The organism is Ralstonia chuxiongensis (assembly GCF_024158925.1).
Taxonomy (GTDB): Bacteria; Pseudomonadota; Gammaproteobacteria; order Burkholderiales; family Burkholderiaceae; genus Ralstonia; species Ralstonia chuxiongensis.
In genome coordinates this window covers 393,132-416,270 of sequence record NZ_JAMYWC010000002.1, presented here as the reverse complement: position 1 = coordinate 416,270, position 23,139 = coordinate 393,132, and the positions used below count along the sequence as shown (strand labels likewise).

The following is a 23,139-nucleotide window of genomic DNA, read 5'->3' as shown; positions in this document are numbered from 1 at the left end:
ACCGCGCATAACCTCAACGTTCAACCAGCCCCGCAGCCTTCCCCGGCCTCGCGGGGCTTGTTGTTTGCGCGGCCACCTTCGCCCGCCGCGACAACGCCATCCCCGCCACCGTGGCGCCCAGGATCAGCACCGCGCCGCCTGTCTGCATCGGGCTGAACCACTCGCCCAGGACCAGCGCGCCAAGCACCGTTGCGGTCAGCGGGCTGAGCAGCGAAAGGAACGTGACGTCCGCGCCGAGCACGCCAATGCCGCGCACCCAGAGCCAGTAACCCAACGCCGTGCCAATGACGATGAGGTACGCAAAGCCGAGCGCACTGCGCACGGTGAGTGCGGGCGGGAGCCCCTCGACGAACAACGCCACGGGCAGCAAGACCAGTCCGCCGAGCGCGAGCTGCCATGCCGCAACGGCCAGCGGCGTGCCGATACGGCCCCAGCGTTCGATGAGCACAGTCCCCGTCGCCATCGATAGCGCGGCGGCCAGCGCCGCCACCACGCCAATTGCGTCGAGCTGAGCCGCCGGGCCGAGAATCAGCAGCCCCACCCCCACCGACCCGGCCAGCGCGGCCGCCAATTGCGCCGGGCGCGGCTTGCGTGCGAGCAACGGCCACGCCAACAGCGCGACCACCAGCGGCTGTGCAGACATGATCGTCGCTGCCACGCCACCCGGCAGACGCTGCGCTGCCACGAACAACAGCGCGAAAAACACGCCGATGTTGGCCAGGCCAAGCGCCAGCAGGCGCAGCAACTTGTCTCGCGGCGGCAGCCCAGGGCCCAGCAGCATCAGCAGCACGCCTGCCGGCAGCGCACGTAGCGCGCCGACCAGCAACGGGTGGCCGACAGGAAGCGTCTGCGTAAAGACGAGATACGTGGTGCCCCACAGCATGGGCGCCAACGCGGTGGCCAACATCGCAGCCAGACGATTAAACGGCATGAGAAATCTCCACGTAACGTAATTTGATATCGAAGTAATCACCTGAAAAAAGAGCTGGGAATACGCAGCCGTACGCTGACCGATTGCTGGGGGCCCGCAAACCCGGTACGATTTTTAAAATTCGATATCAAGTAGTTTGACGTCGAAATACTAGGATGAGGTGTTCGATGGGTCAAGGCAATTTAGCGCCGGCACAAGGCGGGCCGATGGACGGCATTCTCGCGCAGTGGCGTCGGGAGCGTCCGGACATCGACCCAAGTCCGATGGCGGTCTGCGGTGAAATCTGGCGCGCGGGCGAACGTCTGCGGCAGGCGGTCGTCGCCAACGTGGCCGAGGCAGAGCTCGACATGGCCGGCTTTGACGTGCTGCTCACCCTGCGCCGCAATGGCCGCGAAGAGGCGCTGTCGCCGTCAGCGCTGGCCAAGGACATGATGTTGTCGACCTCGGCCATGACCAATCGGCTTGACCGGCTGGAAACACGTGGTCTCATTGTCCGCAGGACCGATCCCGAAGACCGGCGCGGCCTGCAGATCGCCCTCACCGATGCAGGCTTTGAGCTGATTGACGGGCTCGTTGCCTCGCATGTCGAGACGGAGGAGCGCATGCTTGCGGCGCTTGGCCCGGCCGAGCGGTCGATGTTGCGTGCGTTGCTCGGGAAGATTGGCGCGGCGGAGTGAAAGGCACATCCGATTGCTGCCTTCAGCCAATCCGCAGCCTGCCGCAACAACCCCGTAAGCAGACGGGTCGCGCAACCGTTCATTCCTCTTTACGATGGCGCCTCGCGTGCGCGCGTGCCGCGCCAACCTGGAGGAACCTGTGAGCCTGACCATCCTATGTGTGCTAGTGATCGTGGCAACGGTGTGTGCAGCCCGCGGCCGACGTCGTGCTGCGCGCGGGCTGGCGGTATTCACGGGTGTGCTGGTGATGGCGATCGGCTGCGGGCCAGTGCCGGCGTGGCTGCTGGATTCGCTGGAAAAGCCCTTCGAGAACGAGCCGCACATCCAATGGGGCGCGCGCAACGCAATCGTGCTGCTGGGCGCGGGCACGTTTCGCGTGGGCGACGCAGTCGAGCCCGGGCTGTTCTCGTATCCGCGCATGGTGGAAGCGGCGCAGTTGTATCAGGCCTGCCGCAAGGCCGACGGCGATTGCAAGATTCTGGTCAGCGGTGGCGATGCCCGCCACCACGGCGAGCCGGAAGCCACGGTATATGGCCGTGAACTCGTTGCCCTCGGCGTCGACCAGGCCGACGTACTGATGGAGCCCAAGAGCATGAATACGTGGCAGAACGCCCAGTTCTCACGCACGGTGCTTGCGCAATACGCGGCTGATCGCACGGTGCTCGTATCGTCGGCTATCCACCTACGACGCAGCCTGCTGTATTTCACGCACTTCGGCATGGCGCCGGTTCCCGTGCGCGCCGACGATCTGCAGGCCGCGGCATCGCCCTTGCCGATGGCGTACAACTTCGCGCTGACGGACTTCGCGCTGCACGAGTGGATCGGCATTGCGCGCTATCACGTGTACAACGCGTTGGGCTGGAACCCCGCACGCATCAACCCCGGCGACGCCTGATTCGGCGCCAAAACGCCCGCGCATTCGAAGCCGCGCTCTAGTGCTTCCGGAGGGGAGCAAAAATCGGGCGCCGCCCTATACTTTGTGCATCGCAACATCCGGGCATCGCAATGCGCCACCTCGGTCGTATTGAAGCTCACCGCCTCATCACCATTGGCAAGCTTGCTTGCCACCCCGCCCACCGGGCGCGGCCATCCCTGACGGGAATCGCTGACGATTCCTGCGCCAGCAAGCGGGCCTCTGCGTAAGCAGCGCGCCTGCCCCGCCAGCCACACCTCAGAAGCAAACCAACAAGCAAGGGGAACCCTTATGCCTCAAGTCACGGCAAGCAAGCTGCCGGTCAAACTGCTCGCGCTCGTCTTCGGCGCCGTTGCGGCGCTGGCCATCGGGCGGACTTTCCTGCTGAACTGGCAAATCATTCCGCCCGGCTACACGGGCATCAAGATCAACCGACTCGTCGATCGCGGCATCACGCATGAAAACGTCGTCACCGGGTTCGTGTTCTACAACCCCGTGCAAACGGCGATCATCCAATACCCGACCTACGTGCAGCGCGTGATCTGGACGCAAGATGTGAATGAGGGCCACGCGCTCAACGAAGAGCTGACGTTCAACACCAAGGACGCCGTACCTGTGAATGTGGACGTGGCTGTTTCGTACCAGCTCGACCGCGACAAGGTGCCGGCGTTCTACACCAACTTCCGCGCCGATCGCATCGAGACCTTCACGCACGGCTACCTGCGCGACACGGCGCGCAACGTCATCGTCGCCATCGGCTCGGAATACAACTTTGACGACGTGAACGGCGGCAAGAAGGAAGAGTTCGTCGCGCGGCTGACCAACGAGCTGGACGCGCGGCTTGCACCGCTGGGCGTGTCGATCAAGCAGTTCGGCATTGTCGGCTCGCTGCGCCCGCCACGCTCGTTGCTCGATGCGGTGAGCGCCAAGACCAAGGCCATTCAGGATGCGATCCGCACCGAGAACGAAGTGCGTTCCGCTCAGGCTGAAGCCAAGAAGAAGGTGGCGATTGCTGAAGGCGAAGCTGCGGCCAACCGCGCGCTCGCCTCATCGCTGGATGACCGCCTGCTGGCGTGGGAACGCCTGAAGCTCGAACGTGCCGCCATCGAGAAATGGAACGGTGTGACGCCGAGCGTGATGGCGGGCGGCAACGGCGGCGGCATGCTGTTCAACATTCCGGCAGGCGCGCAAAGTAGGTAAGTCGCAACACCAAAGAAAAACGCGCCCGAAGGCGCGTTTTTCGTTTCAACCCAGGCGGTAATCGATCAGCTCGCAAAACCCGGAGCGGCCTCGCGCACAGCGTGCTCGGCGCCGGCTGCAGGAATCGGTGCTTCCACGTGCAGGCTGGTCGCCTCATCCACGCCCAGATGCACGTTCATGCATTGCACCGCGGCGCCGGCCGCGCCCTTGCCCAGGTTGTCCAGGCGCGCGGTGACGACCATGCGCTCGTCCGAGCCGAACACGAACAGGTCGGCGCGGTTGGTGTCGTTGGCACCCTGCACGTCGAAGAAGCCGTTATCGAGCGTCGCAACATTGTCAGCCGGCGCCACGCGGATGAACTGCTCACCCTGGTAGTAATCGGCAAACACCTTGGCGATGTCTGCCGGACTCACCTTGCGTGCCAGATGCTGCGGGTGCAGGCCGATCGTCACGGCCAGGCCCTTGAGGAAGTTGCCGACCACCGGCGTGAAGATCGGCGCGAGCGACAGCTTGCTCTGCACGCGCATCTCCGGCAGGTGCTTGTGTGCCAGTGCCAGCGCGTACGGGCGCGGGCTGTCCAGCTTCGGATTATTGGCGGCGAGGTAGTCGGCAATCATCGCCTTGCCACCGCCGCTGTAGCCCGTGAGCGAGAACGCGGTGACCGGGTAGTCGGCCGGCACGATGCCCGCCTCCACCAGCGGGCGCATCAGCAGCACGAAAGCACTGGCGTGGCAGCCCGGCACGGCGATGCGCTTGGTGTTGCGCAGGCGCTCGCGCTGGCCCTTGTTCAACTCGGGCAGGCCGTAGACCCAATCATCCGACGTGCGGAACGCGGTGCTGGCGTCGATGATGCAGGTGTTCGGATTGTTGACCAGCGAGACGGCCTCGCGCGAGGCGACGTCCGGCAGGCACAGGAATGCGACATCGGCGGCATTCAGGAATTTGGCGCGCTCGGCTGAATCCTTGCGCTTGTCTTCGGCGATGCGCAGCAGCTCGATATCGTCGCGCTGCGACAGATAGTCGAGCAAGCGAAGGCCAGTGGTGCCTTCCTGACCGTCGACGAAAACCTTGAATGCCATGGCGATCTCGCTAAAAACAGAGGAGCAAAAAGCACAACGCCGACCCCATGCCGGCGCGTGAGTTTTGCATTGTAGCGGCTGACGAAGAAATTTCTGCGGCAGCGCAATAAAGTGCCTACCAGTGCACCTTGGTGTCGTAATCGATCGTCAGCGGCGCGTGGTCGCTGAACTTGATGTCCTTGAAGATCGACGTGCGGCGCGCGGTGGCGGCAATGCCCGGCGTGGCGATCTGGTAATCGATCCGCCACCCGACGTTCTTTGCGTAAGCCTGGCCGCGGTTGCTCCACCACGTGTACTGCTCGGGGCGGTCGTCCAGCGTGCGGAAAACATCCACGTAGCCGACTTCGTCAAACAGCTTGGTCAGCCACGCGCGCTCTTCGGGCAGGCAGCCGGAGTTCTTCTGGTTGCCCTTCCAGTTCTTGATGTCGATTTCCTTGTGGACGATGTTGACGTCGCCGCACAACACGACCTCGCGCCCTTTTTCGTGGCGCAGGTCTTTGAGGTGCTCCATGAACAGGTCCATGAAGCGGAACTTGGCCTGCTGGCGCTCTTCGCCGCTGGAGCCCGACGGCACGTAGACCGAGATGATCGACAGCTTGCCGTAGCGGGCCTCGACATAGCGGCCTTCGGCGTCGAACTCGCCGTTATCGAAACCGACGATGACTTCATCCGGCTTGTGGCGCGTGTACAGGCCTGCGCCGCTGTAGCCTTTCTTCACCGCGTGCTGGAACACGCCGTGGTAGCCGTGCGGCGCCAGGAATTCGGGCGTCATGTCGTCTTGCGCGCATTTCAGTTCCTGCACACAGACGAAATCGGCGTCCTGCTTGCCCATCCATTCGAAAAAGCCTTTGCTGGCAGCGGAGCGAACGCCGTTGAGGTTGGCGGAAATGATGCGTAACATGGCGGGACTTTTTTGCAGACCAGAGAAAAAAGATGAGCCAAAACAGCGAGTTGCGCCAATCCTTCATCCGCTTTGCGGTGGAAGCCGGCGTGCTGTCGTTCGGGGAATTCGTGACCAAGGCGGGGCGGACGTCGCCCTATTTCTTCAACGCCGGCAAGTTCGCAGACGGCGCGCTGCTGGGCCAAGTCGCGCAATTCTATGCGAAAACCCTGCTGGACTCGGGTGTCGAGTTCGACATGCTGTTCGGGCCGGCCTACAAGGGGATCACGCTGGCGTCGGCCACCGCCGTCGCGCTCGCAGGCCTGGGCCGCAATGTGGGCTTTGCGTACAACCGCAAGGAAGCCAAGGACCACGGCGAAGGCGGCAGCCTGGTCGGCGCGAAGCTGCAGGGGCGCGTGGTGATCGTCGATGACGTGATTTCCGCCGGCACCTCGGTGCGCGAGTCGGTTGAGCTGATTCGCGCCGCTGGCGCGACGCCGGCTGCCGTGCTGATCCTGATGGATCGGATGGAGCGCAGCGGCAATGCTGTGGATATCGGCGAGCGCTCTGCGGTGCAGGATGTGCAGGCGCAGTATGGGATGCCGGTGGTGTCGATTGCCAACCTGGATGACTTGCTGGGATATCTGGATGGGGCTGGCGATCCTGCGCTGGCTGGCTACCGTGAAAAGGCCGCGGCCTACCGGGACAAATACGGCGTTAGCGCGATCTGACGCTTTTCGCTGTACTGTTGGGAAACCCCGGTTGATGGACTTCGCCGGGGTTTTGTTTTTTGTGGTTCATCAACCCACAACCCAACGCCCTACTCGATCTTCAACCCCGAATACGCCGGATTCCCCGCCGGATACTCCGGCTTCAACCGCTCCATCACCGCCAGCAGAATCTCCGCCACCATCAGGCTGCGGTGCGACTTGGAATTCGCCGGAATAATGTGCCAGGGCGCGTGCGGGGTGGCCGTGGCATTGATGGCGTCTTCGTAGGCGGCCATGTAGTCGTCCCAGAGCTTGCGGTCTTCAAGGTCCGCCATCCCGAGCTTCCAGTGCTTTTGCGGATCGTCGATACGCTCCTGCAGCCGGTCGCGCTGCTCGTCCTTGGAGATATGCAAAAAGCACTTGATGATGGTGGTGCCAGTCTCGGCCAGCATCTGCTCGAACGCGTTGATGTGAGCGTAGCGGCGCTTGCACTCGGCGGCGTCGATATCGCCATGCACGCGAGTGACGAGCACATCTTCGTAATGGCTGCGATTGAAGATGGCGATCTCGCCAGCGGCTGGCACCTGTGCGTGTATGCGCCAGAGGAAGTCGTGCGCCAGCTCCAGGGGCGTCGGCACCTTGAAACCCTCCACGCGCAGGCCAAGTGGGTCGAGCGCACGGAACACGGTGCGTACCGTGCCATCCTTGCCCGCGGTATCCATGCCCTGCAGCACGACCAGCAGCTTGCGCCGGTGCTCAGCATAGAAAATGTCCTGGAGTGCCTCTATGCGCGCAGAGAGTTCGGCCAGCCGTACCTGGTCGCCTGCCTTACTACCCGTGGTGCACGGCTTGGCGGCAGGATCGAACTTGGCAATCTTGAACTTGCTGCTGCCGTCGAAATACCAGGAGTCAATCGGGTTCTTGCCGCTGGATGCCACGGTATCTCCTTGTTGGCTTGTTGCTCTGACGTAGGCGGCAGGCCGCCGTGCGGTATCCGCAATATCAATGCGCGGCGGCGGTCAGCTTGAGCGCATCCAGGTCCAGCGTGCCTTCAAAGACGGTCGTGGCGGGGCCCGTCATCATGACCGGTTGGCCAACGCCCGCCCAGGCGATGGTCAGATCGCCGCCATGTGTGGCCACCTTGACGGGCGAATCGATCAGGCCACGACGGATGCCGGCCACCACCGCTGCGCATGCGCCAGTGCCACAGGCGAGCGTCTCGCCCGCGCCGCGCTCGTACACGCGCAGACGCACGGAATGACGATCGACGATCTGCATGAATCCCGCATTCACGCGACGAGGAAACACGGCATGTGATTCGATCAGCGGGCCGTCTTCCAGCACGGGAAAAGCCTCCGTGTCGTCGACAATCTGCACCGCGTGCGGATTGCCCATCGACACGGTCGAGATCCATTCAGTGCGGCCGTTGATTTGCAGCGCATGCTGCGTGTCTTCGCCTTCGACGCGGGTGGGCAGACCTTCGGGCAGGAACGGCAGGCGCGCCGCCTCGAATACCGGTGCCCCCATGTCAACGGTCACTTGGCCATCGTCCTGCATTGTCAGCGTGGCGATGCCGTTCATGACTTCCACGCGTACGGTGCGCTTATCGGTCAAACCCCGGTCGGTGACGAACTTGACGAAGCAGCGGGCGCCATTGCCGCAGTGCTCCACCTCACCGCCGTCGTGGTTGAAGATGCGGTAGCGGAAATCGACATCGGGCCGTGTCGAACGCTCGACCAGCAGGAGTTGATCTGCCCCCACGCCAAAGTGGCGGTCGGCAATGGCAGCCCATTGCTCGGGCGTGAAGTCGATCGGGGTCTGGATGCCGTCGAGCACGACAAAGTCGTTGCCCGCGCCATGCATCTTGGTGAAGTGCAGTTTCATGGCTGGCCGCACAGATGCGGCAATGAGCGTTCGGAAAACGCCCATTCTAAAGCGAGCCGGCCCCGGTTGCCCCGGCCGGCTCCCGGCATCAGTAAATGCCCGGCATGCCCTCGGGGCGGTGCTTGAAGCGCTTGTGCACCCAGTAATACTCGGTGATGCGCGGGCGGATGGCGTCTTCAAAGAAGGCATTCATCCGGCGCGTGTCGGCGGTCAGGTCTCCGGTGGGGTAGTTCTCCCACGCGGGCAGGATGCGCAGCGCATAGCCCTCGTAGTTGGGCAGGATCTCGGTGTACATCGGGATCACCTTGGCGCCAGTCATCGATGCCATGCGCGGAATGGCATTGAGCGTGAGCGCCGGCACGCCGAAGAACGGCACGAACTCCGAGTCGCGCTCGCCGAAATCCATGTCGGAAATGAGCTGCAGCGCCTCGCCGCGCTTGATGGTGCGCATGATCTGGCGGATGTTTTCGTTGCGCGACACCATGGTCGCGCCAAAGCGGCTGCGCAGCGCCTTGATGGCGTCATCGAGCACCGGGTTGGCCATGCGCGTGTACAGCGAGCAGCCCGCGTTGCCGACGTGCGTGCGCAAGTAGTCCGTCAGCGCCAGCGCACCGATCTCCACACCTGACAGATGCAGCGTGACGAGAATGTGCGGCTGGCCGTGGAGCGCCGGCAGATTGGCCTGGTCGTCGATCTTCACCACGCGCATCAGGCGCTTTTCCGATGCGAACCACGCAAACGAGCGCTCGGCAAAGCTGCGGAAGACCTTGCGGAAGACATCGTGCGCCATGGCTTCGCGCTCGGCCTCGGACTTCTCGGGAAAGCACGCACGCAGGTTGGCCAGCACCACGCGGCGGCGGCCATTGGGAATGCGGTACAGCAGCCCGCCCAGGCCTTCGCCAAAACGCGCGACAAAACCGTACGGCAAGAAGGACAGCAGCCATAGAAAGCCGAGTCCGAGTTTGGCAGAGAAACGTTCCATAAAGGCAGAGTGTCAGGCAGCGGGCGGAGCGTCCGCGCCCTTGGGATGCTTGTAGCGGTTATAGCCCCAGAGATATTGCGTCGGCGCCACGGCAATCAACTGTTCGATGGCGGCATTGATGAGGGTCGCAGCTTGCGTGGCGTCTTCGGGTAGATCGCCGAGCTCATGCATGTGCAAGCGGTAGCCGGCGCCGCGCGGCAGCCGTTCGGCAAACAGTGCCACGACGGGCGCACCTGTCAGCCGATGCAAACGGTGCACCAGCGTCATCGTATAGGCAGGCTTGCCGAAGAACGGCGCCCATACACCTTCGCCGCCGGTGGGCGTCTGGTCGGGCAGGATGCCAACGGCCTCGCCGCGCTTGAGTGCACGCACCAGCATGCGCACGCCGCGCGGGTCCGCCGGGGCCATGTGCATGTTAGGCCCCTTGCGCATGTTCTCGATCCAGGTGCGCAGGCTCTCCTTGCGCGGCGGCTTGAACAGCGACGTGACCGGATGCTCGCGCGCGTAGGCCTGCGGCAAGACCTCGAAGCAGCCCAGATGCGGCGTGAGGAAGATCAGGCCGCGCCCATCTGCAAGCGCGCGCTCAACAGCTTCTCGGCAAACGTCGAACAGGTGCGGAGCAACGTCCGCCCCGTTCTTGCGCACCCAGAAGTACGGCATCTCGAACACCATCCGGCCGGCAGAGCGCCCCGCCTCTTTGAGCATGGCGGGCGTGACGTCGGGATAGGCGTGGCGGAAGTTGGCGATGAGCCGGTCGCGATAGCGGCCGGGCACCTTGGCGGCCAACGCTCCCAGCCAGCCGCCCAGCGCCTGCAGCACTGGCAGGGGCAGGCGAGAAAACAGCCAGTAGAGGAAGGTCATGCGTGCGTACGCTGCAATGTGTTGGTCGCAGTCGACAGGGGAGCAGGGTCTTGACAGGCCTTGCTGCGGCCCCGAAAAGTGCCGCGTATAATAGCGCGATTCGCCGAGTTAACTGACAACTTGCGGGGCGAATCCTTGCTTGGCCACAAACCTCGGCAAGGTTGCTAAATACCGCTAAAGCGTCGCCGGCCGTGGCTTAACGGATTGGCAACGTGATAGCCAATCTGGAGCTAACAGCCGTGTCCAACGACTTCCTCTTCACCTCGGAGTCGGTCTCCGAGGGCCATCCCGACAAGGTCGCCGACCAGATTTCCGACGCCATCCTGGACGCTATCCTCGCTCAGGACAAATATGCGCGCGTCGCAGCAGAAACGCTGTGCAACACCGGCCTGGTGGTGCTCGCGGGTGAAATCACCACGACGGCCAACGTCGACTACATCCACGTAGCGCGCGAAACCATCAAGCGCATCGGCTACGACAACACCGAATACGGCATCGACTACAAGGGCTGTGCCGTCCTCGTCGCTTACGACAAGCAATCGCCCGACATTGCCCAGGGCGTCGACCGCGCATCGGACGACTACCTGAACCAGGGCGCCGGCGACCAGGGCCTGATGTTCGGCTACGCGTGCGATGAAACGCCCGAGCTGATGCCTTTCCCGATCTACTACGCACACCGTCTGGTCGAGCGCCAGTCGCAACTGCGCCGCGACGGCCGCCTGCCCTGGCTGCGCCCGGACGCCAAGTCCCAAGTGACGGTGCGTTATGTGGATGGCAAGCCGCACAGCGTGGATACCGTGGTGCTGTCTACCCAGCACGCGCCGGAGATGTCGCAAGAGGCCATCCGCGAAGCGGTGATCGAAGAGATCATCAAGCCGGTGCTGCCCTCGCACATGCTGGCTGACACCAAATACCTGGTGAACCCGACCGGCCGCTTCGTCATCGGCGGCCCGCAAGGCGACTGCGGCCTGACCGGCCGCAAGATCATCGTCGATACGTATGGCGGCGCAGCCCCGCACGGCGGCGGCGCGTTCTCGGGCAAGGACCCGTCGAAGGTCGACCGTTCGGCCGCCTATGCCGCGCGCTACGTCGCCAAGAACGTGGTGGCCGCCGGCCTGGCGCGCCAGTGCCAGGTGCAGGTGAGCTACGCGATTGGCGTGGCACGCCCGATCAACATCACGGTGTACACGGAAGGCACGGGCGTGATCCCGGACGAGCAGATCGCCAAGCTCGTGCAGGAGCATTTCGACCTGCGCCCGAAGGGCATCGTGCAGATGCTGGACCTGCTGCGCCCGGTCTACGAAAAGACCGCCGCGTACGGCCACTTCGGCCGCGAAGAGCCGGAGTTCAGCTGGGAAGCCACCGACAAGGCCCTGCTGCTGCGCGAAGCAGCTGGCCTGGCAGGTGAGCCGGCCAAGGCGTTTGCCTGAAGCCACGCTGACGCACAGAAGAAACCGCCTCTCGGGGCGGTTTTTTTATGGCATCGAGCAATTGCGATCAGGCACGCGAAGGAGCACACCGCTACCGTGTTGCTACCCAGGAGCCCCATGTTGACCACCGCCACCGACCGCTACCTCGCCCGCTTCCGCGCCGTGCTCGCACACATCGACGCGCATCTGGAAGGCACGCTCGACGTGGACGGGCTAGCCGAGGTCGCCGCGTTTTCCAGCTACCACTTCCACCGCCAGTTCTCGTTGCTGTTCGGCATGAACGTCGGCCGCTATGTGCAGTTGCTGCGCCTGAAGCGCGCCGCACATCAACTCGCCTATCGCGACGATGCGCGTATCACCGACATCGCGCTAGCGTGCGGATACGAAGGGCCGGAAGCATTTGCGCGGGCGTTCCGCAGGCAAACGGGGCAATCGCCGTCAGCATTTCGGGCGGCGCCGCAGTGGGCGCCCTGGGCCACTGATCTACAGGCGCTGCGCGCCCTCAGGAGCCAACACATGCCCGCACGACCGCAATCCCATTCCGTCGAGATCGTCGAGCGCGAAGCCGTGCCCGTCGCGGCTATCGAGCACCGCGGTGACCCAGCACGCCTGGGCGAGACCATCCGCACGTTCATCGCCTGGCGCCGCGAGCATCGGCTGCACCCAAGCGTTTCGGCCACGTACAACGTCGTCTACGACAACCCCGACGATGTGCCGCCCGAGGCGTTCCGCATGGATATCTGCGCGGCCACGCCCGCACCGGTCGCACCTAATGCTGCGGGCGTAGCGAGCAAAACGCTGGCAGGCGGCCGCTACGCCGTGCTGCGTCACACGGGCTCCGACGATACGCTCGGCCAGAGCGTTGCGTACCTGTATGCCGATTGGCTGCCCGCCAGCGGCGAGGAATTGCGCGACGCGCCGTTGCTGTTCCAGCGCGTGCGCTTCTACCCCGACGTGCCCGAACACGAAGCCGTGACGGACGTGCTGCTACCGCTCAGGTAAGCGATCAGGGCGATCAGGCGTCCAGGTGGATCTGGATGCCGGTAGCCGTGTAGATGGCCGTGGCCTTGAAGCCGTCAACGACCACCGACGAGAACTGGCGGTTGCTGCCCGCGCCATCCACCACGGCGATGGTGTCGCCCACCTTGGGCGCGTAGCCGTTCACGAACTTCACGTGCAGCGTGCCGCCGGCAATCGTGGTGAGGCCAGCCACGCTCAGCTTGCCCTGACCGTTCGGGCCGATGGCCAGATCCAGCGTGGTGCCCTGCAGTTGCGTGAACTTGCCCGCAATGGCCACCGCTGCCGGCGCCTGGACGGCCAGCGTGCCGGCGCCCACATACACATCGCCCGCGCCGAACGCGTTGGCCGAATCGGCTTCCAGCACACCACCTGCGACCTGCGTGCCGCCGGTGTAGGTGTTGGCGCCAGCCAGACGCAACGTGCCGCTGCCTTGCAGCGTAAGCTTGCCCGCGCCGGAGATGGCGTTGCGCCACGTGTCGGCCGCGTTGAAGCCGCCCTGCGTTGCGTCCATCGACACGATCACGTTGCCATTGAACGCGCCGTAGCCGTCCGCCGCAGCGAACAGGTTGAGGCGGCCCCAACCTTCGGCGTCGTCGAGCACCGGGTAGCCGGAAGCCAGCTCCGTGGTCTTGAGCACCACGCGGCGCTGGTCAGCACTCAGATACGGGAAGCGCGTTTCCAGCAGCACCTCGGCGCCCTTGGGCACCACCGGCACCAGCGTCGTGGCGCCGATCTGCGTGAAGCCGAAGGTCATGCGACGCGTGAAGTTGGTCTGGTTGGTGGCGTAGTCGGCAAAGCGGTCGGTGGCGAGCGTGCCGGACTGCGCAAGCGCCGGGAAGCTGGTGGCATCCGTGCCCGTCTGCGCCATCAGGGCGGTGTGCGCTTGCGAGAAGGCCGCCACCTTGAGCGTGGCGTTGGCCGGGTCCGCCAGGTTGGCCGCGGCCGCAGCAATGCCGATCATGCGGCCGGACATCACGTCCAGCGGCGAATGCATGCCCGCCAGGATGCGGTTCTCGCCCAGTTCCATCCCGCGCGCCACGATCTGCTGGAAGCGTTCAGGCACCAGATACGCCATCGCCACGGTATCGCGCACGGCTTCGGCCGAGTGGCCGCTGATGAAGCCGCCATCGGTCGTGGGCGTTGGGCTCTCGGCCGGCACCAGCGTCGGCACGACGACCACGCTGCTGCTCCAGCGGTATGGCCGCGCATATTTGTAGAAACGCTTGGACGGCTCGGTGGATGCGTTGTTGCCCACCGTGTTGATCAGGTCGACGACCTTGCCGAAGGCGGTATTGCCGCCCGAGGTGCCCACGCCGGTGTTGTTGCCGCTGTCGTTGTAGAGCACGGTGGTCGCATCGGCCGGCACGGTGGTGATGGACGTGGTCTGCTGCGCCAGCGTGCGCCACGCGGTGGTCAGCGGCCCCATGCCGTCGCTCACGCTGTAGCCCTTGCCGCGGCGGTCGTCAAAGTACGCTGCGTCGGCCTGGGCCTGCGTGCGGTTGGTGGTCGCATTCACCACGTATTGAACGTTTGCGTTCAAGACCGGCAGGTTGAGCTGCGTGCCGCCGGCCGTGCCATCGTTGGGCAGGCCCGTCCACGTGGACGCGACCACCGCCGGGAACGAGCCATTGGCCGGCGCGCTCACCCCCGCATCCACGATTTCCGTGAGCGGCTGCCACAGGTCGAGAAAGCGCGTGAACAGGCGCACACCGGCGTTGGTGCCGAGCGTGGCGTAGCGCGCATCGCCGCGCTGGTTGGTGGCGATGTTGTCGACGAACGCCGGTACGCCAGTGGCCACCGCCGCCGTGTCGACAAAGCCCGGGTCTGCCGGCGGCGCGGGAATGGCTTGCGTGGTGGCTACCGGCGCCGTGGTGGTGTCGCCGCCGCCTCCGCACGCGGTAAGCGCGAGGGCGCCGAACAGCGCAACGAAACTGGAGCAAAGACGCGGGTGAGAGAACGCGGGGCGAACAGTAAAGGACATGGTGCGACGGGCTTGCAACCCGAAGAGAGCGCTGGAAAGCCCAGCAGTCTCGGCACGCGCCGTGAAAAAACGGTGACGTTTCGTTGACAAATCTGCGTGATCTGCGCCCTACATTGGGGCATTCCGCGCCATGACAGCGCTGACAGTGCTTTATGTCACAGGGTGATACAATCGCCGGCTGCGTTTTTTGACTTTGGTGAAGCCTCGTCCGGGCAATCGCCGTCCCGTCGACCATGTCCGCTTCACCTCTGCATCCCGCCCTGCGTCGCTGGCTCCACAGCTTTATTCCTGCACCCGTGACGGTGCGCTGGAGCGAGCGCGTCCGTTCCGCCGTTGGCGCGCTCGTCGGCATCCTCTTTACCGGCACGATGATGAAGATGGTGCCGGGCGCTGCCACGCTGATCCCGCTGCTGGTCGCGCCAATGGGCGCCTCTGCCGTGCTGCTGTTTGCGGTACCGGCCAGCCCGCTCGCGCAACCGTGGTCGATCATCGGCGGCAACCTGGTGGCGGCCACCGTGGGCGTGACCTTCGCACTGCTGGTGGACGACCCGGTGATTGCGTCTGCGCTGGCCATCTCGGCGGCCATTGCGGGCATGTTTGCGCTGCGCTGCGTGCACCCGCCATCGGGGGCGGTAGCGCTCACCGCCGTGATTGGCGGGCCGGCCGTGCATGCGCTGGGCTATCGCTTCGTACTGGAGCCGATCCTGATTCAATCAGCGTTGCTGCTGGTGGGCGCGCTGGTGTACCACGCGGCCACGGGCCACCGGTATCCGCACGCGCAACGCCTGCCCGCGGCTGAACGCCCGCCCACGGCGGCCGGCTTCACCCGCGCCGACATCGTCGCCGCGCTGCGCCGCCAGAGCGAGCTGCTCGACATCGACCCCGAAGACATTGAAGCCGTGCTGCGCGAGATGCAACTGCAGGCCTACACGCGCACGTTCCACGCGCTCGCCTGCGCCGACATCATGACCACGCCGGTGGTCACGGTCTCGGCCAGCACGTCGATCCCGCGCGCACTGCAACTGCTGCGTCAGCATGGCTTCAAGGCACTGCCGGTGGTGGACGAAGGACGGCGCGTGGTGGGCATCGTCACGCGCGTCGACCTGCTCGGCCTGGCGCCGGCAGACATGCGCCAGACGCTGCGCCGCTGGTTCAGCATCGGCACGCTCACGCCGCCGCGCGTGGCCGATCACATGAAAACGCGCGTGCAGACCATCGCTGCCACGGCGCCCATGTCGGATCTGGTGCCGATGTTTGCCAGCGCCGGCCACCACCACATTCCGGTGCTGGATGCCGACGGCCGACTGGCCGGCATCGTTACCGAATCCGACTTGGTGGGCGGGCTGTACCGTCAGGCCAACATCGAGCCGCAGGTGGCCTGAACTGAACTGCCATCAAACCGCATCCATCGGCAACTCACGAAAGACGCCCAGCTGTTCCGCAGCCGCCGAATACGCCACCAGGCGCGGATAATCCGCCGCCGGCACGCGGTCCGGCACCATCAACTGGATAAAGGCCCAGGCCACGGCCACCGTCACGCCGGCCTGCGTCAGCTCACCTGCCTCGACGGGTAGCGGCGCGTCCTTCCACTCCGCTTCCAGCGCTTCCAGCGCCGCCAGCAATTGGCTGTGCACGCGCTCGACCCAGGGCCCGTGCACTTTCTCGGTCGGGCGCAGGTTGTGTTCATAGACGATCTGCACCGCTTTTTCACACGCGGCCAGCGCCAGGCCGATCACGCGCAGCGCGTGCTGGCGTTCGGCAATGGCGGCTGGCATCAGGCTGCGGCCCGCCAGCGCCTCTGCGTAGTCGATGATGAGCGTGGAGTCGATCAGCACGGTGCCGTCGTCGCACACCAGGGTGGGTGCCTTGACGACCGGGTTGATGGCGCGGAACTGGTCGAAATGCCGGAAGACGGACACCGACGCGTGCTCGAACGGCAGCCCGAGCAGCTTGAGCGAAATGGCCGTGCGGCGCACGTACGGGGAATCAAGCATGCCGATCAACTTCATGAAAACTCCTGGCGAGTGTGGGCGTATGGTGGGTAGGAAACTCCGGTGCGAAGCGCGCGACTGCGCGGGCACGGATGCACATGATAGACAGCCAGCGCAAAGCGTGTCGGGCGCCTCGGGCACGTTTTCTGCGTGCGCAACATCGCTTTGAGCCGTCGGATGCCGACGCCGGCCGGCCTCCCCGTTTTCTAGAATGACCGCGACTCGGCCGCATTTGTGCTGCCCGCCACAGAGGAGACTTTATGCCGTTTCTCGCGCATGACCATGATTGCCTGGGGTGGAAGGGTGAGATGGCGCAGCGCGTGCTGGCATTCGATTGGGGCGCTACCCAGTTGGGCCCGATCCAGGGCTGGCCGAGCAGCCTGCACGCCGCGGTGCAAATGGTGCTGGCATCGCCCGTACCGCTGGTCATGATGTGGGAACGCCATGGCTACATGATCTACAACGACGCTTACGCCGTATTTGCCGGCGGGCGTCATCCGTATCTTCTTGGTTGCCCGGTGGAACTCGGCTGGCCCGAAGTGGCCGACTTCAACCGGCACGTCATGGATGTCTGCCTGGGTGGCGGCACGCTGTCGTACCGCGACAAAGAACTCGTCCTGCTGCGCAACGGCCGCCCCGAAGATGTGTGGATGGATCTCTACTACAGCCCGCTGCCCGACGACACCGGCAGCCCAGCCGGCGTACTGGCCATCGTGGTGGAAACCACCGAGCGCGTGCAGACCGAGCGCGAACGGCAGGCCGCCGAACAGGCCCTGCGCCAGTTGACCGAAACGCTGGAGCAACGCGTGGCCGATGCGCTGTCTGCCCGCGCTGAAGTGGAAGCGCAATTGCGCCAGGCTCAAAAGATGGAAGCCATCGGCAACTTGACCGGCGGCGTGGCGCACGACTTCAACAACGTGCTTCAGGTGATTGCCGGCAACCTGCAGTTGCTGTCGGTGGAAGCGCCGGGCAACACACGCGTGCAGCATCGGATTGCCGCCGCCACGCGAGCCGTGCAGCGCGGTGCCACGCTCGCGGCGCAATTGCTCGCCTTTGCGCGGCGCCAGCAGCTCTCGCCTGCGGTCGTCAAACCGACGCGGCTGATCCAAGGCATGAGCGAAATGCTGCACCGTGCGCTGGGCGAAGCCATCAAGGTGGAAACGCGCTTGGCCGACGACCTGTGGAACGTGCAGGCCGACCGCAACCAGCTCGAAAACGCGCTGCTGAACCTCGCCATCAACGCACGCGACGCCATGCGCGGCGGCGGCATACTGACCATTGCGGCCAACAACATCACGCTCGACAGCACAAAAGCACGAGGGCGTGACCAGCCCGCCCACGGCGACTACCTCGTCTTCTCCGTCACCGACACCGGCGTAGGCATGCCGCCCGAAGTGGTCGAACACGTCTTCGAGCCCTTCTTCACCACCAAGCCCGACGGCCACGGCACGGGCCTGGGGCTGAGCATGGTGTTTGGCTTCGTCAAGCAGAGCGGCGGGCATATCGCCATCGACAGCGCGGTCGGACAGGGCACCACGGTGCGGCTGTACTTCCCGCGCTGCACGGAGGCGGCCCCGGACGATGCCGGCGACCCGCACGACACCATCGTCACGCCCATGGGCGGGCGCGAAACCATCCTTGTGGTGGAAGACGATACCGACGTGCGCCTGACCGCCGTCGACATGCTGACCCAGCTCGGTTACCGCGTGCTCACAGCCGCCAACGGCGAGGCCGCACTCGAGCTCATGAACAGCGACACATCCATTGACCTGCTGTTTACCGACGTGATCATGCCGGGCTCCATCAAGGGCGGCGAACTGTCGATACGCGCCGCGCAACGCGTGCCGCCGCTGCCAGTGCTGCTCGTCTCAGGCTACACGCGTGACGAGGTGCTACACGACGGCAGACTGCCGCCCGGCGTGACGCTGCTCGGCAAGCCCTACCGGCGTGACGACCTGGCGCGCATGGTGCGCAACGTGCTCACCGCCAACCGCACCGCGCAATCGGCATCGGCATCGATGGGCCATGCAGTGGCAACCGACGCTTCACAACCGCCTACGTTGCTGCTGGTGGAAGACGACACCGCCTCGCGCGAAGCCATGCAGGAAGTGCTCACCACTTTCGGCCTGCAGTGCGTGGCAGCCGCCACTGCCGAAGACGCCCTTGCACTGGCCCGCACGCGCACCGTGCAGGTACTGCTGACTGATCTCACCCTGCCCGGCCAATCCGGCGCGGACCTCGCCCGCACGCTGCTGCGCCTGCAACCGCACGTGGATGTGCTGCTGATGTCCGGCTATGGCACGGAGGCCGAGATTGGCGAGCCCATTGCCGGCGCACGCCTGCTCGGCAAGCCGATCGACCTGATGACGCTGCAACAGGCGCTGGGGCCGTGGCTCAGGGCAAGCGCCAGTGGGGCTGACGCGCAGCATGTGACGAACGCCGCATAATCGTTAATCACGGCATCCTGTCACAACCGATCGCGCCCGCCCGTCTAGGGAGCATAATCCCTAGACGACACGCACGCCATGACCAAGCCCAGCCCCGACCACACCACCCGCGCCATCCGCACCGACAGCGAAGACACGACCTTCACCGCCGCCCGGCCCCGCCTCTTTGCGATTGCCTATCGCATGCTCGGCAGCCGGGCCGATGCCGAAGACGTGCTGCAGGACGCCTGGATGCGCTGGCACCAGACCGATCAGACCGCGCTGCAATCCGCCGAGGCGTGGCTCGTGACCGTCGTCACGCGCCTGTCGATCGACCGCCTGCGCGCCGCCAAGACCGAGCGCGAAGCGTACGTCGGCTGGTGGTTGCCCGAGCCTCTGGTTGAACCGGAATCTGCCGCGCCCACGCCCGAGGCCGCCGTAGAACTGGCGGGCGACTTGTCGATGGCCCTGCTGTGGGTGCTGGAGCGCCTGTCGCCCGAGGAGCGCGCGGCGTTTCTGATGCGCCAGGTGTTCGACCAGGACTACGCAGAGATTGCCGCCCTGCTGGGCAAGACCGAAGCCGCGTGCCGGCAGATGGTGCACCGCGCATCCGACCGCGTGCAGCAGGAGCGCCCGCGCTTTGATGTTGCGCCCGATGCGCATCGGGACTTGCTGGAGCGCTTTGCTGAGGCCTCACGCACGGGCCAGCGCGACGCCATTCGCGCCCTGCTGGCAGACGACGCGCAACTGGTGGGCGATGGCGGCGGCAAGGTGCCTTCGTTCATGCGCATCATTCAAGACGCCGGCCAGATCACCAAGATCTACTGCGAGCTGGTGCGTGCAATGGGCGAAGTCCGCTACGTGCACGCCCGCGTGAATGGCGAACCCGGCCTGCTGCGCTACGTCAACGGCACGCTGGAATCGGCCCAGTCGTTCGTCATCGAAAACGGCCGCATCGTGGCCATCTACGTGGTGCGCAATCCGGACAAGCTGGCGCACATCGGCACCCGCGCATAAAAGAAGGCGAAACATTTTTTGGCCGGGCTGTCACAAGCCGGCCGCGCGGGGCGTCTTAAAGGTATGGAGCGACGCAGGGCACCAACGCAACGCCTGCCACTGCTCCTGGTGACCAACCCAAACCCTTTAGGAGCCGCTCATGTCGCAAGCCCCCCGCATCGCTTACTTCCAACTCGCACCGAAGGCGTTCAACAACCTGCTGAACCTGTCGAACGGCCTGCGCCGCGACTTGCTGGGCGCCCGGCTGGTCGACCTCGTGCTGCTGCGCGTGTCGCAAATCAACGGTTGCGCCTTCTGCATCGACATGCACTGGAGCGACCTCATCAAGATGGGCGAATACCCGCGCCACCTGAACGCCGTGGCCGGCTGGCGCGAGGCCCCGTTCTTTACCGAGCGCGAGCGCGCCGCATTGCGCTGGGCCGAGCTGGTCACCAACACCCCGCACAGCGATGCCAGCGACGAAGAATTCGCCAAACTGCGCGAGCACTTCAGCGATGAAGAGATCGCCGAGCTGAGCTTTGTGATCGTCACCATCAACAGCTGGAACCTGCTGAACGTGAGCCTGCGCAACCCGGTGCCGCTGAAGGCGCCGTACGTTGCAGCGGCGTAACAACTCCGGCGCCAGTACGACGATCGCTGTACAGCAGCGCCTGCGCACACGCGTAGGCGCTGCACCTACAGGCTTAGCCCTGCAGGAAGCGCACCATCAGCACTTCATCTGCATAGCCCGTGGTGGACTTGAGCGCGCGCGGCTCCACGCCGTAGGTCTCAAACCCGCAGCGCTCGTACAGCGCCAGCGCCGCATCGTTGCCCTGCACCACCGACAAAGTGAGCTGCTGAACCAACCCCGTTGCCGCCGCCACGATGCGCTCCACCAGCGCAACGCCCACGCCGCGCCCTCGCGCTGCCGGCGCCACGTAGAAGCCCCACACAAAGCCCTTGTGCGCGAGCTTTGTCATCGTCTGCTGCTTGAAGCCGACCATGCCGATGATGCGTGCGTCGCCTGCGCCTGCCGCTGCCTCGTAGGCGCCCAGCACAATGGTGGTGGCCAGCCGCTCGGCAAAGGCCTCCATCGAGAGCCCGACTTCAGCGTCGTAGGTTGAACCGAATGCATCTGGCGAATCCTTGAGCGCAGCAAGACGAATGGCGCGGTAGTCCGCCACATCGGCCGCATTTTCGGAAGAGAGCTGGCGGATAACGACGGCGTTGTTGCTCGGGTTGGCGTTGGACATGGCTGGCAGCGCGTGGGGGCAAAAAGCGGGCAAAAAACGGGCAAGAAGCGGGCGAGAGCCGCCAGTATCGCGCCAATCACATGCACGAGACCTACAGCGCCGCCTCCGTCCATGAAGCCGAGGGCGTTGTCCGTCAATTGGCCTATGTCGGCGTGCGAACCCGGGTACCTATGCTTCGAGGAAACGCGAGTCAACAAACCGCGACAACCAGAAACGGGGGAAGCCATGGTCGAGCTTTTGATCGCCCAAGCGCAACGCAGCAGCAGCGCACACGTACAACCCACACCGGCACCGATCCCACCCGATGGTCCACGGCATGCACGCGGCATGCACGGCGCCGCGCTGGTGATGGCTGCCGCGCTGTCGTTGGGCCTCACCGCGTGCGGTGGCGGCGAAGATGCAACCGCCACGACCCCACCGACGAACAACAACACGCCCGCGCCATCGCCTACGCCGTCACCCACACCGGCCCCTGCGCCTGCCCCGGCAACCTACTCCGTGGGCGGCACCGTCACCGGCCTGGCCTCAGGCAAATCCGTCACGCTGCTGAACAACGGCGGCGACGCGGTCACGGTCAGTGCCGACGGAAGCTTCCAATTCGCCACGGCGCTGGCACAGGGCGCACCGTATGCCGCTACGGTTGGCACGCGGCCCTCGGGCGAGAACTGCACCGTTACCAACGGCAGCGGCACCGTGGGCACCAGCAACGTGACCACCATTGCGGTGGCCTGCGCACCGCGGCCGCTGTTCGGCTACGCGGTCAACTCCAACGACGGCACGATCTCCGCCTTCACACTGGACCTGACCACCGGCATGCCAACGGCTATCGGCGCATCGGTGCCCGTGGGGCAAGGGCCGCTTTCACTGACCATCGACCCGGCGGGCAAGTACGTCTACGTGGCCAACGCCAACGACAACACCGTCACCACGCTCGCCATCGACGCGGAAACCGGCCTGCTCACGGTAGTGGGGTCGCCCACGCCCACGGGCATTCAGCCGTACAGCATTGCGCGCACGCCCAACGGCAACTTTGCGTACACCGCCAACTTTGGAGACAACACCCTCTCGGCCTTCTCGGTAGATACCGGCACGGGCGCGCTCACGGCGCTGGCGCCTATCACCGCTGGGGCCAACCCGTACACGGTCACCATCAACAGCGCCGGCACCTTCGCCTACGTGGTGAACGCCGACAGCGGCAACGCCACCGGCACGGCCATGGCGTTCGGCATCAACGGCAGCACGGGCGCACTCACGCAGGTGGGCAGCGTCGTGGCCACGGGCGGCACGCCGCAGTTCATTGCCGTGAACCCAGCAGGCACCTTTGCCTACGTGGCCAACTCGGCAGACAACACGTTGAGCGTGTACAGCATTGATGGCACCGGCGCGCTCGCCGCCTCGGGCTCACCCGTGGCGACCGGCACCAACCCGTTCTACATCGCCATCGCACCGTCGGGTGGATTCCTGTACACGGCCAACGTGCTGGACAACACCGTCAGCGTCTTCAGCATCAACCCCACCAACGGCGCCCTCACACTGGTCGACACCACCCCCACCGGCAACGCACCCGTAACGGTGCTCGTGAACCCCACCGGCACCTTCGCCTATGTGGCCAACGCCGTGGACAACAGCGTCAGCGCGTACAGCATCGACAGCACCACCGGCAAGCTGACCGCCGTGGCAAGCGGGTCTGCGGCCACCGGCAACATCCCGCGGGGGATGGCGATTGTGGCGGTGCCTTGAGGCTGGGCTGAATCGGTTTGCGCGAATGCAAAGCCCCTCGCGATAGCGAGGGGCTTTTTTTGTATTCCGGCGTTCACCCATTGGGCCACTCGATGCCTGAAAACCGCTATCTGTGCGGTTTGTTAACACCTCTTATTCCAGGCCGGTGCGCGATTCCAATACCATCGCCCAGCCTAGGCCGGCGG

Annotated in this window: 21 protein-coding genes; 11 read left to right on the top strand and 10 right to left on the bottom strand. The window is 65.0% G+C overall.

The window, feature by feature from the left end:
• Nucleotides 1–13: 13 nt before the first annotated feature.
• Nucleotides 14–931: an EamA family transporter gene (locus NKG59_RS06550; protein WP_253535961.1), complete on the bottom strand. Its 918-nt coding sequence runs from the start codon at nt 929–931 to the stop codon at nt 14–16.
• 167 nt (nt 932–1,098) lie between these two features.
• Here NKG59_RS06550 and NKG59_RS06545 point away from each other — a divergent pair, with 167 nt between their 5' ends.
• The 3 genes from NKG59_RS06545 (at nt 1,099) to NKG59_RS06535 (ending at nt 3,721) form a co-directional block, all read left to right on the top strand.
• Nucleotides 1,099–1,608, top strand: a complete 510-nt coding sequence (locus NKG59_RS06545) for a MarR family winged helix-turn-helix transcriptional regulator (protein WP_253535960.1) — start codon at nt 1,099–1,101, stop codon at nt 1,606–1,608.
• A gap of 139 nt (nt 1,609–1,747) precedes the next feature.
• On the top strand, nt 1,748–2,503 hold the full coding sequence (locus NKG59_RS06540) for a YdcF family protein (protein ID WP_253535959.1): 756 nt from the start codon (nt 1,748–1,750) through the stop codon (nt 2,501–2,503).
• Nucleotides 2,504–2,812: 309 nt separating this feature from the next.
• Nucleotides 2,813–3,721: a prohibitin family protein gene (locus NKG59_RS06535; protein WP_253535958.1), complete on the top strand. Its 909-nt coding sequence runs from the start codon at nt 2,813–2,815 to the stop codon at nt 3,719–3,721.
• Nucleotides 3,722–3,786: 65 nt separating this feature from the next.
• On the opposite strand, the gene argC is transcribed toward NKG59_RS06535, so the two are convergent.
• Nucleotides 3,787–4,800 (bottom strand): N-acetyl-gamma-glutamyl-phosphate reductase, encoded by a 1,014-nt coding sequence (gene argC, locus NKG59_RS06530; RefSeq protein WP_045205036.1) that lies wholly within the window; start codon nt 4,798–4,800, stop codon nt 3,787–3,789.
• Nucleotides 4,801–4,915: 115 nt separating this feature from the next.
• Complete coding sequence (locus NKG59_RS06525; RefSeq protein ID WP_045205037.1) at nt 4,916–5,701, bottom strand: exodeoxyribonuclease III; 786 nt, start codon at nt 5,699–5,701, stop codon at nt 4,916–4,918.
• 32 nt (nt 5,702–5,733) lie between these two features.
• Between NKG59_RS06525 and pyrE the strand changes: the two genes are divergently transcribed.
• Nucleotides 5,734–6,411 (top strand): orotate phosphoribosyltransferase, encoded by a 678-nt coding sequence (gene pyrE / locus NKG59_RS06520; protein ID WP_045205038.1) that lies wholly within the window; start codon nt 5,734–5,736, stop codon nt 6,409–6,411.
• Nucleotides 6,412–6,500: 89 nt separating this feature from the next.
• On the opposite strand, the gene NKG59_RS06515 is transcribed toward pyrE, so the two are convergent.
• The 4 genes from NKG59_RS06515 to NKG59_RS06500 all read right to left on the bottom strand — a co-directional run bounded on the left by NKG59_RS06515 (nt 6,501) and on the right by NKG59_RS06500 (nt 10,117).
• Entirely contained in the window at nt 6,501–7,328 is an 828-nt protein-coding gene (locus tag NKG59_RS06515) for a polyphosphate kinase 2 family protein (RefSeq protein WP_253535957.1), read from the bottom strand.
• Nucleotides 7,329–7,392: 64 nt separating this feature from the next.
• Nucleotides 7,393–8,274 carry a diaminopimelate epimerase gene (gene dapF, locus NKG59_RS06510; protein ID WP_045205324.1) on the bottom strand — a complete coding sequence of 294 codons (882 nt, stop codon included), beginning with the start codon at nt 8,272–8,274 and terminating at the stop codon, nt 7,393–7,395.
• 88 nt (nt 8,275–8,362) lie between these two features.
• On the bottom strand, nt 8,363–9,256 hold the full coding sequence (locus NKG59_RS06505; RefSeq protein WP_253535956.1) for a lipid A biosynthesis lauroyl acyltransferase: 894 nt from the start codon (nt 9,254–9,256) through the stop codon (nt 8,363–8,365).
• Between the two features lie 12 nt (nt 9,257–9,268).
• Complete coding sequence (locus NKG59_RS06500; protein WP_045205041.1) at nt 9,269–10,117, bottom strand: lysophospholipid acyltransferase family protein; 849 nt, start codon at nt 10,115–10,117, stop codon at nt 9,269–9,271.
• 239 nt (nt 10,118–10,356) lie between these two features.
• Here NKG59_RS06500 and metK point away from each other — a divergent pair, with 239 nt between their 5' ends.
• The gene (metK, locus tag NKG59_RS06495; RefSeq protein ID WP_045205042.1) at nt 10,357–11,547 is read left to right on the top strand and encodes a methionine adenosyltransferase; all 1,191 of its coding nucleotides are present in this window, start codon (nt 10,357–10,359) and stop codon (nt 11,545–11,547) included.
• Nucleotides 11,548–11,667: 120 nt separating this feature from the next.
• On the top strand, nt 11,668–12,549 hold the full coding sequence (locus NKG59_RS06490; RefSeq protein WP_315862595.1) for an AraC family transcriptional regulator: 882 nt from the start codon (nt 11,668–11,670) through the stop codon (nt 12,547–12,549).
• 13 nt (nt 12,550–12,562) lie between these two features.
• On the opposite strand, the gene NKG59_RS06485 is transcribed toward NKG59_RS06490, so the two are convergent.
• Nucleotides 12,563–14,548 carry a phosphatase PAP2 family protein gene (locus NKG59_RS06485; protein WP_253535954.1) on the bottom strand — a complete coding sequence of 662 codons (1,986 nt, stop codon included), beginning with the start codon at nt 14,546–14,548 and terminating at the stop codon, nt 12,563–12,565.
• Nucleotides 14,549–14,781: 233 nt separating this feature from the next.
• Between NKG59_RS06485 and NKG59_RS06480 the strand changes: the two genes are divergently transcribed.
• Nucleotides 14,782–15,930, top strand: coding sequence for an HPP family protein (locus tag NKG59_RS06480; protein ID WP_253535953.1), 1,149 nt, complete (start codon nt 14,782–14,784; stop codon nt 15,928–15,930).
• Nucleotides 15,931–15,942: 12 nt separating this feature from the next.
• Here NKG59_RS06480 and NKG59_RS06475 read toward each other — a convergent pair whose 3' ends face one another.
• Nucleotides 15,943–16,557 (bottom strand): glutathione S-transferase, encoded by a 615-nt coding sequence (locus NKG59_RS06475; RefSeq protein WP_253535952.1) that lies wholly within the window; start codon nt 16,555–16,557, stop codon nt 15,943–15,945.
• Between the two features lie 242 nt (nt 16,558–16,799).
• On the opposite strand from NKG59_RS06475, the gene NKG59_RS06470 reads away from it, so the two are divergent.
• The 3 genes from NKG59_RS06470 to NKG59_RS06460 all read left to right on the top strand — a co-directional run bounded on the left by NKG59_RS06470 (nt 16,800) and on the right by NKG59_RS06460 (nt 20,592).
• A complete protein-coding gene (locus tag NKG59_RS06470) occupies nt 16,800–18,986 on the top strand; it encodes a response regulator (protein WP_253535951.1) in 2,187 nt (728 codons plus the stop codon).
• A 78-nt stretch (nt 18,987–19,064) separates the two neighbouring features.
• Nucleotides 19,065–19,982, top strand: coding sequence for an RNA polymerase sigma-70 factor (locus tag NKG59_RS06465; protein ID WP_253535950.1), 918 nt, complete (start codon nt 19,065–19,067; stop codon nt 19,980–19,982).
• Between the two features lie 139 nt (nt 19,983–20,121).
• Nucleotides 20,122–20,592, top strand: a complete 471-nt coding sequence (locus NKG59_RS06460; RefSeq protein ID WP_253535949.1) for a carboxymuconolactone decarboxylase family protein — start codon at nt 20,122–20,124, stop codon at nt 20,590–20,592.
• A gap of 73 nt (nt 20,593–20,665) precedes the next feature.
• Here NKG59_RS06460 and NKG59_RS06455 read toward each other — a convergent pair whose 3' ends face one another.
• Nucleotides 20,666–21,214, bottom strand: coding sequence for a GNAT family N-acetyltransferase (locus NKG59_RS06455; RefSeq protein WP_253535948.1), 549 nt, complete (start codon nt 21,212–21,214; stop codon nt 20,666–20,668).
• 225 nt (nt 21,215–21,439) lie between these two features.
• On the opposite strand from NKG59_RS06455, the gene NKG59_RS06450 reads away from it, so the two are divergent.
• Nucleotides 21,440–22,954 carry a lactonase family protein gene (locus tag NKG59_RS06450; protein ID WP_253535947.1) on the top strand — a complete coding sequence of 505 codons (1,515 nt, stop codon included), beginning with the start codon at nt 21,440–21,442 and terminating at the stop codon, nt 22,952–22,954.
• Nucleotides 22,955–23,139: the final 185 nt, after the last annotated feature.

Coding starts and splice junctions, on each gene's coding strand:
- NKG59_RS06550 (WP_253535961.1), bottom strand. CDS start 931: ATGCCGTTTAATCGTCTGGCTGCGATGTTGGCCACCGCGTTGGCGCCC.
- NKG59_RS06545 (WP_253535960.1), top strand. CDS start 1,099: ATGGGTCAAGGCAATTTAGCGCCGGCACAAGGCGGGCCGATGGACGGC.
- NKG59_RS06535 (WP_253535958.1), top strand. CDS start 2,813: ATGCCTCAAGTCACGGCAAGCAAGCTGCCGGTCAAACTGCTCGCGCTC.
- argC (WP_045205036.1), bottom strand. CDS start 4,800: ATGGCATTCAAGGTTTTCGTCGACGGTCAGGAAGGCACCACTGGCCTT.
- NKG59_RS06525 (WP_045205037.1), bottom strand. CDS start 5,701: ATGTTACGCATCATTTCCGCCAACCTCAACGGCGTTCGCTCCGCTGCC.
- pyrE (WP_045205038.1), top strand. CDS start 5,734: ATGAGCCAAAACAGCGAGTTGCGCCAATCCTTCATCCGCTTTGCGGTG.
- dapF (WP_045205324.1), bottom strand. CDS start 8,274: ATGAAACTGCACTTCACCAAGATGCATGGCGCGGGCAACGACTTTGTC.
- NKG59_RS06505 (WP_253535956.1), bottom strand. CDS start 9,256: ATGGAACGTTTCTCTGCCAAACTCGGACTCGGCTTTCTATGGCTGCTG.
- NKG59_RS06500 (WP_045205041.1), bottom strand. CDS start 10,117: ATGACCTTCCTCTACTGGCTGTTTTCTCGCCTGCCCCTGCCAGTGCTG.
- NKG59_RS06485 (WP_253535954.1), bottom strand. CDS start 14,548: ATGTCCTTTACTGTTCGCCCCGCGTTCTCTCACCCGCGTCTTTGCTCC.
- NKG59_RS06480 (WP_253535953.1), top strand. CDS start 14,782: ATGTCCGCTTCACCTCTGCATCCCGCCCTGCGTCGCTGGCTCCACAGC.
- NKG59_RS06475 (WP_253535952.1), bottom strand. CDS start 16,557: ATGAAGTTGATCGGCATGCTTGATTCCCCGTACGTGCGCCGCACGGCC.
- NKG59_RS06470 (WP_253535951.1), top strand. CDS start 16,800: ATGCCGTTTCTCGCGCATGACCATGATTGCCTGGGGTGGAAGGGTGAG.
- NKG59_RS06465 (WP_253535950.1), top strand. CDS start 19,065: ATGACCAAGCCCAGCCCCGACCACACCACCCGCGCCATCCGCACCGAC.
- NKG59_RS06460 (WP_253535949.1), top strand. CDS start 20,122: ATGTCGCAAGCCCCCCGCATCGCTTACTTCCAACTCGCACCGAAGGCG.
- NKG59_RS06455 (WP_253535948.1), bottom strand. CDS start 21,214: ATGTCCAACGCCAACCCGAGCAACAACGCCGTCGTTATCCGCCAGCTC.
- NKG59_RS06450 (WP_253535947.1), top strand. CDS start 21,440: ATGGTCGAGCTTTTGATCGCCCAAGCGCAACGCAGCAGCAGCGCACAC.